Source organism: Halomonas sp. 7T (genome assembly GCF_025643255.1).
In the GTDB taxonomy this organism is placed as follows: Bacteria; Pseudomonadota; Gammaproteobacteria; order Pseudomonadales; family Halomonadaceae; genus Vreelandella.
Map to the genome: position 1 here is coordinate 951,987 of NZ_CP087112.1, position 14,408 is coordinate 966,394.

The following is a 14,408-nucleotide window of genomic DNA, read 5'->3' on the forward strand; positions in this document are numbered from 1 at the left end:
TTACGGCAAAACAGGGTGGGTGCTGTGTGCGCCTAGCAATTGATGTAATGGGGGGTGACCAAGGCCCCCGTGCCATTATTGAAGGCTCAGCCAGGGCGGTCATTGAACGCCCTGATTTAGAGCTAACCCTGTTTGGGCCGTATCAGCAGATTATTGCTGAGCTTTCGCGCTTGCCGCAGCCTTTGGCTGCGGCAACGTCACGTTTAGTGGCAGTCGATGCGCCTGAATGTGTATCCCCAGAAGCTACTGCGTCATGGGCACTTCGTCGTGGTCAGTCAACCAGTATGGCGCGAATGCTGAGTAGTCTTTCGCAGAACGAAGCTTTGGCGGGTGTTAGTGCTGGCAATACGGGTGCGCTGGTGGCGCTTGCCAGGCGTGAGCTTGGCATGCTGCCCGGCATTTCCAGGCCTGCGATAAGCACTGCTATTCCTGCTCGTAAAGGACGCCGCTGTTATTTGTTAGATTTGGGCGCAAACGTAGATTCGCCCGCCCATAGATTGTTTGATTTTGCCATGATGGGGGCTACGATGGCCCACTGCATTGATGGTGTTGAGCGCCCAAAAGTCGCCTTGCTTAATGTTGGCGCAGAGGCAACCAAGGGTAGCGCAGATGTGCGTGAAGCTGATCGCTTATTGCGTGAATGTAGTAGTGAGCTGGCGTTTGATTACCAAGGTTATGCTGAAGGGGGCGATATATTCCAAGGCGAGCTTGACGTGGTGGTGTGCGATGGCTTCGTGGGTAATGTAGTCCTCAAAGCGAGTGAAGGCTTGACCCGTATGCTGGTCGAGCGCGTGCAAATGGCGTTTGAATCACGCCTAAGCGGGCGTTTGGCAAGCGTACTGGCCAGGCCTGTGCTTAAGCGTCTGAAGCAAGAATTGGATCCTGTGCGCTATAATGGTGCCAGTTTGCTGGGTCTGCATAAGACCGTCGTAAAAAGTCATGGCAGCGCCGGTGCCGATGGCTTCTATTATGCTATCCAGCGTGCGCTACAAGAAGTCGAGCATAAACTGCCAGCGCGAGTGGCGGGGCGCTGGTCGCGCCACGCACCTCCGCAGTTATGAGATAATAAAACATTGGTTAATTATTTTTGCGCGTTATCGGCGGCAGCAGGATGTGCCAAAACCGTTTAAAGCGGCGCCAATAACTGCGCCTATCGCTCGAATGAGCAAACGCCTACAAGAGCAAAGGTGAACGACATGTCTCAACCCCTTGCCCTCATTTTTCCCGGGCAAGGCTCTCAGCAGCTAGGAATGCTGCGAGAGCTGGCCGAGCGCTATAGTGTGGTGGGAACAACATTTGAGGAAGCGTCGGATGCTTTGGGCTACGACTTGTGGAAAGTCGTCCAAGAAGGCCCGGAGGAAGCCCTTAACGCCACTGCCTGCACCCAGCCTGCACTGCTTTCGTCAAGCATCGCTATTTGGCGTGTTTGGCAAGAGCTGGAGGGGCCTCGCCCAAGCGTGATGGCAGGCCATAGCCTAGGTGAATACAGCGCTATGGTATGTGCAGGCGTCATGAGCTTTGCCGAAGGCGTAAAGCTTGTGCGCTTACGCGGTGAGGCCATGCAGCAAGCGGTGCCTGCTGGTGAAGGTGGTATGGCAGCCATACTGGGACTCGAAGATAGTGCAGTTGAGGCCGCCTGCGCTAGCGCAGCTCAAGGTGAAGTGGTTTCTGCCGTAAACTTCAACTCCCCTGGGCAGGTGGTGATTGCGGGCGGTAAAAGTGCCGTTGAGCGTGCCATTCTAGCCTGTCAGGAGGCGGGTGCTAAGCGCGCCATGGCGCTGCCGGTGTCGGTACCTTCCCACTGTGCCTTAATGCGCCCTGCAGCCGAGCGCCTCTCTCAAGCGATGCAAGAGATTGAGCTACGTGCACCGCGCTATACGGTCATCCAAAATGTGGATGCACAGGCGCATGCCGATATTGAAACCTTGCGTACCCGCCTTATTGAACAGCTTTATCAACCGGTACGCTGGTCCTCTTGCGTTGAAGCCATGGTAGATCAAGGGGCGAATGTATTTATTGAGTGTGGCCCTGGTAAAGTGCTCACTGGGCTAAATAAGCGTATTGTGCGGGGAGCGAAGGGCTTAGCCGTCAATGATCCCGATAGCTTGGATGCTGCGTTGGAGCTTGCGCGTGAAGCGTTGGCTGACGACGCGTGATACGCGGTAATTTTCCGCTATCCTTGCTTATTCATATGGTTAAAGGCAGAACGTTATGACGCAAGAACGTAGAGTTGCGCTAGTCACTGGCGCCAGCAGAGGCATTGGTCGCGCCATTGCGCATGAGCTTGGGCGTCAAGGCCGCATTGTGGTGGGAACCGCGACTAGTGAGTCGGGTGCTGCGAAAATCGACGCGGATCTTAAAGAGCACGGCATTGATGGCGCGGGTATGTGCCTTAATGTTACGGATCAAGCAAGCATTGATCATGTAGTGAAAGCGATCAATGATCAGTTTGGCGCACCTACCATCTTGGTAAATAATGCAGGCATTACGCGCGATAACTTGCTTATGCGCATGAAAGAGGATGAGTGGGATTCTGTAATGGATACCAACCTCAAGTCTGTTTATCGCGTTACTAAAGCCTGCTTGCGCGGTATGACAAAGGCGCGCTTTGGGCGTATCGTGTCGATTAGTTCGGTTGTGGCAACGATGGGCAATTTAGGCCAAGCTAACTATGCGGCTGCTAAAGCAGGCATGGAAGGGTTTAGCCGAGCGTTGGCCAGAGAAGTGGCGTCGCGGGCGATTACCGTTAACGCCGTGGCCCCTGGTTTTATTGCCACCGATATGACAGAGGCGTTGCCCGAAGCGCAGCACGAAATGCTGTTGAAGCAGATTCCTCTCGCTCGCCTTGGCGAGCCTGGAGAAATCGCCGCTGCCGTCGGCTTTTTAACAAGCGAAGCGGCGGGTTACATTACTGGTGAAACGCTGCACGTGAACGGCGGCATGAATATGCGTTGATGGCCTCGGGCTTGGCGGTTGCGTCGGCCCAAGGGCGTCTATAAACTACCCCGCAGCTTTTGGCTTGCGGTTTCCAAATGGCTAGTTATCTATAACGGCTGATGTGAACGACTGGAGTACGTTGATGAGTACTATTGAAGAGCGCGTGAAGAAAGTTGTGGCAGAGCGCCTAAACGTTAAAGAAGAAGATATCCAGAATAGCTCTTCTTTCACGGAAGACTTAGGTGCTGACTCCCTCGACACCGTTGAACTGGTGATGGCGTTGGAAGAGGAATTTGATACTGAAATTCCTGATGAAGAAGCCGAAAAAATCACTACGGTTCAAGAAGCTATCGACTACGTAAACGCCCACCAGTAAGGGCTAGGTCGACGCATTGAACCAGGGTGGCATGTTAACCGCCCGCACCAAAAAAAGCCGTCCTGACACAGGGCGGCTTTTTTGCTTTGCGGTCACACTGAATATAACGTTCAATCTCCGTTATACTAGTCACCAAATTTCTGCAGCAAATGACCCAGATGGGTCGTGTCACCATGGATGCCTGGAGGAAAGCTGATGACGCGTAGAAGGGTAGTGGTAACTGGGTTAGGCCTGGTGACCCCAGTGGGTAATAGCGTAAATGAGACGTGGGCGAATATTCTCGCAGGCAAAAGCGGCATAGCGCCGATAGAGCACTTTGATACCAGTGGCTTTAACACGCGCTTTGGTGGTTCGGTAAAGAATTTTGATATCAGTCCTTACTTGAACCCCAAAGACGCGCGCAAGATGGATCTGTTCATTCAATACGGTATGGCGGCTGGAGCTCAGGCGATTCAAGACTCAGGGCTTGTATGCACCGAAGAGAATGCTGAGCGTATTGGGGTGGCGATTGGTTCAGGCATCGGTGGGCTTCCGATGATTGAGAATAACCATAATGCGCTGAACAAAGGGGGCGCTCGTCGTGTATCGCCGTTTTTTGTGCCGGGCTCTATTATTAATATGATCTCGGGCAATATGGCGATTCAGCACGGGTTTAAAGGCCCCAATATTGCTATCACGACGGCCTGTACCACCGGTACCCATAATATTGGTTACAGTGCACGCACCATCGCCTATGGCGATGCGGACGTGATGATTTGTGGCGGTGCAGAAATGGCCACTACACCATTGGGTTTAGGAGGGTTCTCGGCCGCACGAGCACTTTCAACGCGAAACGATAATCCCGAAGCGGCTAGCCGCCCCTGGGATGCCGACCGCGATGGGTTTGTGCTATCAGACGGTGCCGGCGTAATGGTGCTTGAAGAGTATGAGCAGGCCAAAGCCCGCGGTGCGACGATTTATGCGGAGCTTTCCGGGTTCGGCATGAGTGATGATGCCTTCCACATGACGGCGCCGCCCGAGGACGGCCGTGGCGCTGCGCTCTCAATGAGCAACGCCATCAAAGATGCCAATATAGCGCCTTCCGAAGTGCACTATATCAATGCTCATGGGACATCAACCGCAGCGGGTGACTTAGCAGAAAGCCGTGCTATTGAGCGCGTGTTGGGTAGCGCTGCGCAACAGGTAGCCGTTAGCTCTACCAAGTCAATGATCGGCCATCTCTTGGGCGCTGCCGGTGCTGTTGAAGCCATTTTCAGCGTTTTAGCGATACGTGACCAAGTGGCTCCCCCGACTATTAATCTGGATAACCCTCAAGAGGGGTGCAATCTTGACTATGTGCCACATACCGCCCGTGAAATGCGTATTGATGTAGCGCTGTCTAACTCATTCGGTTTTGGCGGCACTAACGGTTCGCTGCTGTTTACAAAGGTATAATGCGCTGTGCCTATGCCCCAGGTGCCGTTTGATGACCGCGGGCTAGCGTATGGTGACGGGATATTTGAAACAGTGCTAATGCGTGCGGGTGAGCCAGTGCTTTGGCCTTATCACTACGCACGCTTGGCGAAGGGGTGTGCGCGCTTAAATATCCCGTTACCTCCCCCTGAGCAGCTCCAGGCTACTTGGCAAGCGGCTCCAGCTACTGAACTGGAAGTGCTTAAGCTGATTCTCACGAGGGGAAGCGGTGGACGTGGTTACGCGTCGCCTGATGAAGCATCGCCGAGGTTACTAAGTCAGCGAACGCCTTTCGCGGCCAACGCTGAACGCTGGCAGCAAGGAGTCAGTGTCCGCATCTGCCAGCTACGTCTGGGCTTCCAGCCTCTGCTGGCGGGTATTAAACACCTAAACCGTTTAGAAAATGTACTGGCGCGCCAGGAGTGGCACGACGGTGCGATTGCGGAAGGGCTGTTGGCTGATGCCGACGAAAACGTGGTGGAAGCCACGAGCATGAATGTTTTTTGGCAGCAGGCAGGGACGCTATTTACTCCCTCGCTTGAGCGCTGTGGTGTGGCGGGGACGCTGCGGGCTGCGCTGTTAGATAAGGGCGTGGTGAGTGAGGCCTCTTTGCCGTTAAACGCTTTGCCTGATGTAGAGCGTTTATGGGTGGCTAACTCTGTACAAGGCGTTTGGCCTGTCCGCGTGCTGCTTGATGAATCAGGTAGCGTGTTGCACGCCTGGGAGCTGGCTGAACATGACCGATTACAAGTGTTAGGGCACCGTTTGCTTGGTTATTTGCCCTAATCCCGTTAGTTAGGGTCTTTTAAAAAGTCGTTGAGGTGTCATGGTGAAACGGTTATTAGCCGCAGTGGGAGTATTGATAGTGCTTGGCGCAGCTGCTGCAGTGGGTGGCTACGTCTATTGGCAAAGCCGTTTAGAGGCGCCATTAGCCCTGGACGAACCTACTCTTTATCAAGTGCCAGCGGGTGCCGGTTTCAATCAGGTGGTGGGGGAATTAGAGGCACAAGGCGTTATCAGTGACGCATGGGCTTTTCAATTAATGGCGCGTTTGGAGCCAGCGCGGGTACCGCAGCTTCGCGTGGGTGAGTATCAGCTGATGCCTGGCATGAGCGGGTTAGAGATGGTCGCATTACTAGGTAGCAATAACGTGGTGACGTATCCGCTGACCATTCCTGAGGGATGGTCATTTCGCCAGATGCGCGAACTTCTTGGTGCGGCGCCCAAGTTAGAGCAGCGCACCGCTGAGTTAAGCGATGGTGAAGTGATGGCGTTACTCGGTCGTGAAGATACTTTTCCTGAAGGCTGGTTCTTCCCCGACACCTATCGCTATCACTTAGGAATGAGTGATGTGGATATTTTGCGCCAGTCGCTAACGCGTATGGAGCGTATCCTAGAAGAAGTATGGGAGGGGCGCGATGATGATCTGACGATTGATACACCCTATGAGGCGCTTATAATGGCCTCCTTAATCGAGCGGGAAACCGGTGCGCCCGAAGAGCGCCGTGAAATTGCCGGGGTTTTTAAACGGCGAATGGAGCAAGGGATGCGTCTGCAAACAGATCCCACCATTATTTACGGTATGGGGGAGCGTTATGAGGGGCGTATCACTCGCGCGGACATACGCGAAGCTACAGCGTATAACACGTATGTGATCGATGGCTTGCCTCCTACACCCATCGCGATGCCTGGACGTGCTGCGCTGGAAGCCGCTGTTAATCCGCTGCCTGGTGAGACGCTCTATTTTGTATCGCGGGGTGACGGCACGCACCATTTCTCGCGCACGCTGCGTGAGCACAATAACGCTGTTAATCGCTATATTCGTAACCGTTAATTTTGAATACGATTTTATAAGCAGGCTCTTTTATGGTGTATCTGGCGAGTAAGGGGCTTCAATGACCAAGCGTGGACGCTTCATCACGCTAGAGGGTGGAGAGGGAGTAGGCAAATCGACCAACGTAGCGTTTGTAGAGGCCTGGTTAAAAGCGCGCGGGGTGGAGGTGGAGCTAACTCGGGAGCCGGGAGGCACGCCACGAGCCGAAGCGATTCGTGAGCTGCTACTAGACCCTACTCAAGCAGAGCCTCTTGATAGTGATGCCGAGCTATTATTGATGTTTGCTGCCCGCGCACAGCATTTGTCACAAAAAATTGTGCCCGCGCTCGAGCGCGGTGCTTGGGTTGTTTGTGATCGATTCACGGATGCCACCTTTGCCTACCAAGGTGGAGGGCGGGGCATTGCGTCTTCTCGTATTGCTCAATTAGAGCAGTTTGTGCAAAAGGGGCTCACGCCGGATCTCACGCTTTTGCTGGATATGTCCCCTGCAGCGGCAAAAACGCGTTTAGAAGGGCGGTTTCGTGCCCAACAAACTCAGCGTGACCGCTTTGAGCAAGAGCATGAGAGCTTTTTCAATGCCGTAAGGCAAGCCTACTTAGACCGGGCTATAGCAGCACCGGAAAGGTTTACCATCATCAATGCCGAGCAGTCTCTCGACGGTGTGCAGGCGGCACTGGCAAGTGAACTGGAAGAGCGGTTAACACAATGGCGTTAACGGGCGTACTGCCCTGGCACCACGCCACTTGGCAGCAGTTCGTTCGCTTAGCGAATGATGATCGCATGCCCCATGCGCTAATGATTAGCGGTGCGCATGGCGTTGGTAAGCAGCAGTTGGCGGATGCCTTGGTGGCAAAAACACTGTGTACTAAACCTACCGACCAAGCCTGCGGACAGTGTCACAGCTGTGCCATGCTGGCGTCGGGGTATCATCCTGATTTGTTGCGTATCTCGCCTGAAGAGGGGAAGCGACAGATACGTATCGACCCGATACGCGACGTTAATCGCTTTGTATCACAAACCGCTCAGCAGAGTGGGTACCGGGTCATTGTGATATCTCCCGCTGAAGCGATGAATACCGCAGCGGCCAACGCGCTACTGAAAAGCTTAGAAGAGCCGGGTGAAAAAACGCTGTTTATCCTGCTCTCGGACGTGCCCTCGCGAACACTGCCTACGATTCGTTCCCGTTGCCAACAATGGCCGTTGGCGAGCGTGCCTTTTGACGCTTGCCAAGCGTGGCTAACTGAAAAACTGGGGCCTGACGAGGCCTATTTTTGGTGGCGAGTCGCCGGCGGATTACCTTTGTTGGCTGTCGAGCTAGCCACCCCCGATGAGCGTGCCTTGCGCCACCAAATCCACGACTGCTTTGAGCAGTTGGTACGCGGTGCCGAGCCCGTTTCTGAGGCGGCAAGGCTTGATCGCCAAGCTATAGATGCCATCTTATGGTACGGTATTGCGTGGTTGGAAGATCTTATCCGCTTAGGCCTATCAGGTGAAACCACGGCGCTGCATAATCCTGATTTGGAGCCACTTTATCGCCAAGCGGTCAAAAATGCTCGGGTACAAGACTGGTTTCGGCTACTGGATTATGCTCGTGAGCAGCGACGCTTGTTGGCCATCGGCGCTAACCCAAACCCACAGCTCGTTCTTGAAGCATGGCTGGTACGCTGGTCGGCGCTGTTGCGCTCATAACTCCATTAGCTGCCAAGCGAGGTTATGATGGCTGCTCAAAAAGCTCTCTCTTTGACATTACCCGATGTGCCGACGCTGTTATCCGCGTATATGCCTTTTCTTGATCGGGGAGGCATTTTTGTGCCCACTAAAACGCCTTATGCCCTTGGTCAAGAAGTATTTTTGTTACTGACGTTGCCTGGGGAGAGCGAGCGGCTTTCGGTAACTGGAAAAGTCATTTGGGTGTCACCGGAAGGGGTTAGCGGGCGCCGGATACCTGGTATTGGGGTGCACTTCAGCCAGCAGGACTATTCGGTGCGCGACCGCATTGAAACATTGCTGGCAGGCCAGTTAGATAAAGCTCCCCCGTCGTTTACGCTGTAAATAGACGCCAAGCGTTACTTAATTACCCAAAAGCGAGACGTTATGTTTATTGACTCACACTGTCACCTGGACCGCTTATCTGAGCATACCCACGGGGGAGATGTGGCGGCTACCCTAGCGGCTGCCCGTGCTGCCAACGTCAGCCAGTTTCTCGCTATATCGGTGACCTTGGAAGAGTTGCCGGGCTTGGCCGCGATTGCCAGAGAGCACCAGGATGTGGCGATTTCTGCAGGCTTACACCCTCTGCATACAACGCCCAACGAACCGAGCGTTGACGATATTGTAGAGGCCGCTGAGCAGTATGGTGCAGTTGCGATTGGTGAAACGGGGCTTGATTATCACTACCAGGACAGCGTGCCCATTGCTGTTCAGCATGAGCGCTTTAAGCGCCATTTGTTGGCGGCACGCGAATTGGAACTGCCGGTGATTGTCCATACGCGTGATGCCAAGCAAGAAACACTCGCACTGCTGCGCGACTACAGTAATCCCAAGGTGGGCGGAGTATTACACTGCTTCACAGAAGATATCGAGATGGCGCGGGAGGCGGTGCGCTTAGGCTTCTATATTTCGTTATCGGGCATTATTACCTTCCGCAACGCTGATTCGCTTCGGGATTTGGCGCGGCAACTGCCCCTGGACCGCCTCTTAATTGAAACCGATAGTCCCTATTTGGCGCCAGTGCCCTATCGCGGTAAGCCCAATGAGCCTGCGTGGGTGGTTGAAGTGGCTGCATGTATTGCACAGGCACGGGGAATCAGTGTAGATGAGGTGGCGATGCAGACCTCTGCCAATTTTTATCACTTATTCCGTGCTGCTGCGCCCGACGCGCCAGAAAATGTTAAACAGGCACTAGCGCAATCCGGGCTATTGGTAGAGTAAGCCATTGTTATCGGGAGGTGTGGACGGATGAATATTGATCGACTGTTACAGCATCAGCAAGGTTCGCCAACCATACCACCCGTTGACAAGTGGCAGCCGGACCTTTCCGGTGACATTGATATTGTAATTAAGACCGATGGTACCTGGCAGCACGAAGGGCAGCCCTTTGCACGAGCGGCCATACCACGGTTACTGGCAAGCCTATTGCGCCGCGATAGTGACGGCTACTGTTTGGTAACTCCTGTAGAACGGTGGCGGGTAAACGTCGAAGACCTCCCGCTCGTCGCCGTAGAAGCCGATTTCTATGATGATGCTTGGTGGTTTACGACGCAGTTTGACGATGTGGTGCGCCTAGATGAAGATCATCCCCTGACGTTGAGTGCAACCCCTGAGGGCGAGGTTGTGCCTGAGATCGCTGTGCGTTTTGGACTCGCTGCTCGCCTGCACCGTAACGTTTATTATCGGTTGGTTGAGCAGGCAACCTCTCATGCCTGTACAAACGGTGGTATGCAGCTACGCCTTTACAGCGCGGGTAATGAGTACCTGTTAGGAGAGCTGGACAGAGAAATGGATGCCGATGATGTACCCAGCGAGGCGCCGTGAAGTTAACAGCTGAACAGCAGGCGGTCGTCTCTCACAGCAAAGGGCACGCAAGGGTTGCCGCTGTGGCCGGGGCAGGTAAAACCACCACAATGGCAGCGCGCGTGCTGCATTTGTTGGCGCATGACGTTTCGCCAAAACGTATTTTAGTACTGATGTTTAACCGCTCTGCCCGAGATGATTTTCAGCGTCGCCTGCACAGCATGGCACCGAAAGGTCAGCCATTGCCGGATGTACGCACTTTTCATTCATTGGGGCACCGGCTAACACAAAGCCTGTGTCGATGGGGAGCCTTGGCGCCCCGGCGTCTACTGTCTGCCGAATGGCAGCTGGAGCGGCTGTTGCGTCAGGCCAGCTTGAACGTGCTGAGTAATGCGGTAGAGCGGCGTGATGCGGCCCTTGAAGGCGATCGCTTGGAAGCGCTAGCGCATTTTTGCGGCTTGGTAAAAGCGGAAATGTTGCCCGCTGGCATACTGTACGAACGCCTTAATTACGAGCCAGATACCGACTATTTTCCCGCGGCGTTTGATGAAGCTGAGCGTCTATTGCAAGCAGAAGGAGTGATGACATATGCCGACTTGCTTTATCGGCCACTTCAAGCGCTTGAAGCGGATGAAGCTCTACGCCGCCGCGTGGAAGGCTTTCTTGATCACGTGATTATTGATGAGTATCAAGATATTAATACTGCCCAGCAGCGCTTGTTGGCGGTGCTAGCCGGGCAAAACGCGGCTGTTATGGCCGTAGGTGATGCCAACCAGTGTATTTATGAGTGGCGCGGTGCGCGCCCTGACACCATGCTGGAAAACTTTACCGCCACGTTTGGTAAAGCGACTGACTATCCACTCTCGACAACTTTTCGACACGGCCATGCGCTGGCGCTAGCGGCTAATCACGCCATTATGGCCAACCAGCGCCGTCCCGATCAGCTCTGCCTAGCGGACGTGAATAACCCTGAAACGCGGCTATCGGTGGGTCAAGGTAGCCGACTGCTGCTGGATGCGCTGATGGACTGGCAAGCCCAAGGCCGCGCGTTGAATGAAGCGAGCCTTTTGGTACGCAGTTGGGCGCTTTCGGTGCCTTTTCAATTAGCTTTGCTGCAGGCGGGCATTCCCTTTCGTTTGCTTCGAGAAGACCGCTTTGTATTTCGACTACCGTTGGTGCAAGCGCTAGCGGGCTATTTAAAACTCTCTCGACGCCCTGAGTTGTTGCAGGATCCTGCGCATTTACTGCTGTTGCTTTCACAACCAACACCGTTTGTGGCCCGTGAACGGCTTCATCTGTTAGCGAATCAGTTGGCCAGTACCCAGCGTTGGCCCGAACGCCACGAGCCAGTGCTTGCGGCGCTTAAGCCGCTGCAGCGCAGGACATTAAAAAAACGCTGGGCGCTGCTATGCGAACTCCCCAAACTCAGCGCATGGCAGCCAGCAAAACTGCTTAGCCATGTGGTAGACACCATCGATGCGGAAAAAACCCTGAAGCGTGCTGCCGCAAGGCGAGACAAAGGCGAAGAGGATGTGCGTCTGCTGGATGTGTTAATTGAGCAGGCTGAGAGCGTTCAAAATCCCGATGCATTTATTGAGCTGCTGGAGCGGCCGGTAGAAAATCAAGCGAGTGGGGTGCTTATAAGCACGGTGCATGGCGCCAAGGGGCTTGAATGGCCGCTGGTAGCGGTGGCGGCGGTCAATGAAGAGGATTTTCCCTATTACAGCCGAGATAACCCGTTGAACGATGAGCGATTAGAGGAGGAGCGACGGCTTTTTTATGTCGCTATTACTCGCGCCCAAGAGCAACTGTTAATGCTTCATGATGGCGGCGTTCACCGCCCCAGTCGCTTTATTGCTGAAAGTGCCTGGCAAGACAGTATGCGTGTAGCGGGTTGTTTGGCAACGTCGCGTTCGCCGGAGGCGGCTGTTCAGGTGTCATCGCCTAGCTTGGTGAAGCGCTATCTGGACCGGCTGGGCAGGCAAGATATAGAATTAACCGCCCCTCAGGTTCAGGAGGTGAATGCGGCGTATCACGTAACGGCGCATTACTATCCAGGCCAGCGACTGCTGCATGCCGTGTTCGGAGAGGGGGAAGTGGCGGCTGTGGAAGGTAATCCATCAGACCCGGTGATTGATGTTCGATTTGCGCAAGCAGGGAGGCGACGCTTGATTGCCCGACGTGCGCCGATTGAGTGTTTGGATTCACCTGCCCAACCGGCATGCTAGCACTGCCAGCATGCCGTTCTTAGCGGTTAACAGTGCCTACATATTAGGGTAGTTGGGGCCGCCGCCGCCTTCAGGCGCCACCCAGGTAATGTTTTGGGCGGGGTCTTTAATGTCGCAGGTTTTACAGTGGACGCAGTTCTGGAAGTTGATTTGGAAGCGTGGATTGCCTTGGTCATCTTCCAGTACTTCATAAACCCCGGCAGGGCAGTAGCGCTGTGCGGGTTCGGCGTATTTAGGTAAATTGTCGCGTATGGGGAGCTCAGGGTCTGCTAAACGCAGGTGGCAGGGCTGATCCTCTTCGTGGTTGGTGTTAGATAAGAAGACAGAGGTCGACTTATCAAACGACAGCTTGCCATCGGGTTTCGGGTAGTTGATTTTTTCAAACTCAGCAGCAGGTTTCAGCGCTCCGTGGTCCGTCGTGGTGTCGTGGACGTTAGGGAGCTTATTGCCCAGCAGCTGGTTAACAAAGTTATAGGCGCCGCCGCCCACCGTGCCGTATTTGTGAATCGCAGGGCCGAAGCTCGCGCTCTCTTTCAGCTCTGCATAGGCCCAGCTGTCTTCCCATTTGGCGGTGAAGCTGGTCAACTCTTGGGCGCCTTCATCGCCACCTTTAATAGCTTCAAAAACGCTCTCTGCAGCGACCAAGCCAGACTTCATCGCCGTGTGCAGGCCCTTGATCTTGGAGAAGTTGAGCGTGCCCGCATCGCAGCCAATCAGCAGGCCGCCGGGAAAAGTCATTTTAGGCAGGCAGTTTAGGCCGCCTTTGGTAATCGCCCGGGCGCCGTAAGCCACTCGCTTGCCGCCTGATAAGTATTGGCTGATCGTAGGATGGTGCTTCATCCGCTGGAACTCATCGAACGGTGAGAGCCACGGGTTTTGATAGCTAAGGTCCATGATTAACCCCACCACCACTTGCTGGTTCTCTGCATGGTAAAGGAACCAACCGCCGTGCGTGTTTTTATCCAGCGGCCAACCCGAGCCATGCGCCACCAGCCCCGGCTCATGCTGTTCGGCGGGCACGTCCCACAGCTCTTTAAGCCCAATGCCGTAGTGCTGCGGGTCGCGGCCAGCGTCAAGGGAGTACTCTTTGATTAACTGCTTGCCGAGGTGGCCGCGGGCGCCTTCAGCAAAGAGCGTATACTTGGCGCGTAGTTCCATACCCGGCATGTGACCATCTTTCGGAGTGCCATCGGCGCTAACGCCCATATCACCTATCAGAATGCCGCGAACAGCGCCCTCCTCAATAAGCACTTCTTGGGCAGCAAAACCGGGGAAAATTTCAACGCCTAGTGCTTCAGCCTGCTCACCTAGCCAGCGAGTTAAGTTACCTGCGCTGATGACATAGCGGGTCAGATCGCCCCCTGTGTTATGCATGCTTTTAGGTACTAGGGCATTGGGGATTTTTTGTGCTTTTTCAGCATCTTTGAGTAGATAAACATCGTCCCGGGTGGCCGGCGTGTTGAGCGGTGCGCCGCGCTCTTCCCAGTCGGGGAACAGCTCGGCTAATGCACGAGGCTCAAATACAGCCCCCGATAAAATATGCGCGCCGACCTCTGATCCTTTCTCTACCACACAGACCGTCAGTTCTTGCTCCGCCTCGTTAGCTTGTTGCATTAAGCGACATGCAGCAGACAGCCCCGCTGGGCCAGCCCCTACAATCACTACATCAAAGTCCATGACATCGCGTTCAACGTTTTCCACCCGGTTGCTCCTTATTCTCTTAAAGGCCATCTTGACGATAAGTTAGCTTTAAGAACTAGCTTATGAAAAGAGGATCTTAATTTAAAACGGTCGTTTGCTTCTGGTTATGTCCCATGATAGGCATAATACCCCTGTCAGGTCACCCCTACGATGGCTAAAGCAGCATTTCTCGACAGAACCGGGTACAGCCCCACACTCTGCTTACAGAAGGGTGCGTGTTGATAGCAGCTACGACCAAGGCCGTAGTCGATGAGTGTTGTTGCCCATAGGCAGGTTGTGGCAAATTGATGGGGTTTTTCATTTACAGACCTATCAAACGCTTGCATGAATTTTTTAAGCAGCGCTAACTGTCTTGTGCTGCTCCTTT

The 14,408-nt window shown here is 54.3% G+C and carries 14 protein-coding genes; 13 read left to right on the forward strand and 1 reads right to left on the reverse strand.

Annotated features, from left to right (window positions below):
• Positions 1-26: 26 nt before the first annotated feature.
• From plsX to LOS15_RS04405, 13 genes are all read left to right on the forward strand, one after another.
• Positions 27-1,061 carry a phosphate acyltransferase PlsX gene (plsX, locus tag LOS15_RS04345; RefSeq protein WP_263068371.1) on the forward strand — a complete coding sequence of 345 codons (1,035 nt, stop codon included), beginning with the start codon at positions 27-29 and terminating at the stop codon, positions 1,059-1,061.
• 135 nt (positions 1,062-1,196) lie between these two features.
• A complete protein-coding gene (fabD, locus tag LOS15_RS04350; protein WP_263068372.1) occupies positions 1,197-2,156 on the forward strand; it encodes an ACP S-malonyltransferase in 960 nt (319 codons plus the stop codon).
• A 55-nt stretch (positions 2,157-2,211) separates the two neighbouring features.
• Complete coding sequence (fabG, locus tag LOS15_RS04355) at positions 2,212-2,955, forward strand: 3-oxoacyl-ACP reductase FabG (protein ID WP_263068374.1); 744 nt, start codon at positions 2,212-2,214, stop codon at positions 2,953-2,955.
• A 124-nt stretch (positions 2,956-3,079) separates the two neighbouring features.
• The gene (gene acpP, locus LOS15_RS04360; protein WP_008956801.1) at positions 3,080-3,313 is read left to right on the forward strand and encodes an acyl carrier protein; all 234 of its coding nucleotides are present in this window, start codon (positions 3,080-3,082) and stop codon (positions 3,311-3,313) included.
• Positions 3,314-3,508: 195 nt separating this feature from the next.
• On the forward strand, positions 3,509-4,747 hold the full coding sequence (fabF, locus tag LOS15_RS04365) for a beta-ketoacyl-ACP synthase II (protein WP_263068378.1): 1,239 nt from the start codon (positions 3,509-3,511) through the stop codon (positions 4,745-4,747).
• 12 nt (positions 4,748-4,759) lie between these two features.
• Complete coding sequence (pabC, locus tag LOS15_RS04370) at positions 4,760-5,551, forward strand: aminodeoxychorismate lyase (protein ID WP_263068380.1); 792 nt, start codon at positions 4,760-4,762, stop codon at positions 5,549-5,551.
• A gap of 40 nt (positions 5,552-5,591) precedes the next feature.
• Positions 5,592-6,599: an endolytic transglycosylase MltG gene (gene mltG / locus LOS15_RS04375; RefSeq protein ID WP_263068382.1), complete on the forward strand. Its 1,008-nt coding sequence runs from the start codon at positions 5,592-5,594 to the stop codon at positions 6,597-6,599.
• Positions 6,600-6,660: 61 nt separating this feature from the next.
• A complete protein-coding gene (gene tmk, locus LOS15_RS04380; RefSeq protein ID WP_263068384.1) occupies positions 6,661-7,314 on the forward strand; it encodes a dTMP kinase in 654 nt (217 codons plus the stop codon).
• Positions 7,305-8,288 carry a DNA polymerase III subunit delta' gene (locus LOS15_RS04385; RefSeq protein WP_263068386.1) on the forward strand — a complete coding sequence of 328 codons (984 nt, stop codon included), beginning with the start codon at positions 7,305-7,307 and terminating at the stop codon, positions 8,286-8,288. Before tmk ends, LOS15_RS04385 begins: the two co-directional genes overlap by 10 nt.
• 27 nt (positions 8,289-8,315) lie before the next feature.
• Positions 8,316-8,651, forward strand: a complete 336-nt coding sequence (locus tag LOS15_RS04390; protein ID WP_009099319.1) for a PilZ domain-containing protein — start codon at positions 8,316-8,318, stop codon at positions 8,649-8,651.
• Between the two features lie 42 nt (positions 8,652-8,693).
• The gene (locus LOS15_RS04395) at positions 8,694-9,530 is read left to right on the forward strand and encodes a TatD family hydrolase (RefSeq protein WP_263068389.1); all 837 of its coding nucleotides are present in this window, start codon (positions 8,694-8,696) and stop codon (positions 9,528-9,530) included.
• 27 nt (positions 9,531-9,557) lie between these two features.
• Positions 9,558-10,133: a DUF1285 domain-containing protein gene (locus LOS15_RS04400; RefSeq protein ID WP_263068391.1), complete on the forward strand. Its 576-nt coding sequence runs from the start codon at positions 9,558-9,560 to the stop codon at positions 10,131-10,133.
• Positions 10,130-12,340, forward strand: a complete 2,211-nt coding sequence (locus LOS15_RS04405; protein WP_263068392.1) for an ATP-dependent helicase — start codon at positions 10,130-10,132, stop codon at positions 12,338-12,340. The genes LOS15_RS04400 and LOS15_RS04405 overlap by 4 nt, the downstream gene beginning before the upstream one ends.
• Positions 12,341-12,376: 36 nt before the next feature.
• On the opposite strand, the gene LOS15_RS04410 is transcribed toward LOS15_RS04405, so the two are convergent.
• On the reverse strand, positions 12,377-14,041 hold the full coding sequence (locus tag LOS15_RS04410) for an electron transfer flavoprotein-ubiquinone oxidoreductase (RefSeq protein WP_263068393.1): 1,665 nt from the start codon (positions 14,039-14,041) through the stop codon (positions 12,377-12,379).
• Positions 14,042-14,408 lie beyond the last annotated feature (367 nt).